Source organism: Oleiphilus sp. HI0128, from assembly GCF_001635365.1.
The window spans coordinates 1-993 of sequence record NZ_LWGG01001518.1 but is presented as its reverse complement, the minus strand read 5'-3'; the positions used below and the strand labels follow the sequence as shown (position 1 = coordinate 993).

The 993-nt window shown below is 42.5% G+C and carries 1 protein-coding gene; it reads right to left on the bottom strand.

Translation table 11 applies throughout. From position 1 onward, the window contains the following. Positions 1-240: 240 nt before the first annotated feature. A partial coding sequence (locus A3763_RS25025; protein ID WP_369823178.1) for a nitrate/nitrite transporter occupies positions 241-993 on the bottom strand: 753 nt, incomplete at its 5' end.

The following is a 993-nucleotide window of genomic DNA, read 5'->3' as shown; positions in this document are numbered from 1 at the left end:
GATGGTCCTCTATCACTAATAATTTCAGTTCACCACTCATCGGCGAAAAGCAAGAAGCTTGCATAACAGTATGATTACCAGGCTGATGTTATATTTGTTTTTTAGCATGCATATTATGCTGATATTAACACCTGCTTAGCAAGCCAATTATTGGCCATTTATTAACCAGTAAACATAAAAAACCGCGCTAGTTGCGCGGTTTTTTATTTTAAGCCATAACTTACAACTTATGGATTGTCGTTATGGATTATAGTGCTCGCAGCTCTTACGTAGGTAGAACCACCAGTTAAGAACGATACATACGGCGTAGAACGTTGCGAAGCCATATAGCGCGTACTCAGGAGTCGTCGCCTTGATTTGCTCACCCAATACTTTAGGCATAATGAATGCACCGTATGCTGCCACCGCTGCAGTCCAACCCAATACCGGACCTGCTTGCTCTTTATTGAATACCTGAGAGATGGTACGGAAAGTAGAACCGTTACCAATACCTGTTGCAGCAAACAAGACTAAGAACAATACAAAGAATGGTACGAAGAATTCTTCAGGTGTTGCTGACTGGTAAGCGGCTTTCATGAAGTAAGCCACACCAATTGCACATGCCACCATAATTACCGCACAAATCTGAGTAACTAAAGCACCACCTACTTTATCAGAGATCCAACCACCAACTGGGCGAATCAAAGCACCGATGAAAGGCCCCATCCAGGCGTACATTAAAGCACTTGGCCCATTAGGGTTAGCCGTGTTGTGTGTCATCACACCATCAACCATCACGTGCTGGAAACCAAATACAACTTTAATCGTTAGCGGGAAAGATGCTGCAAAACCAATGAATGAACCAAAAGTCATTGTATAAATAACTGTCATTGCCCAAGTATGCTTGTTATCAAAGATTTTGTACTGACGCGTTAAGCTCTCACCGATCTGACCTGGAATCGCTTTCAAAGCAAATACTGTCGCTGCGATAACAATAGGTAATACGATCCACTT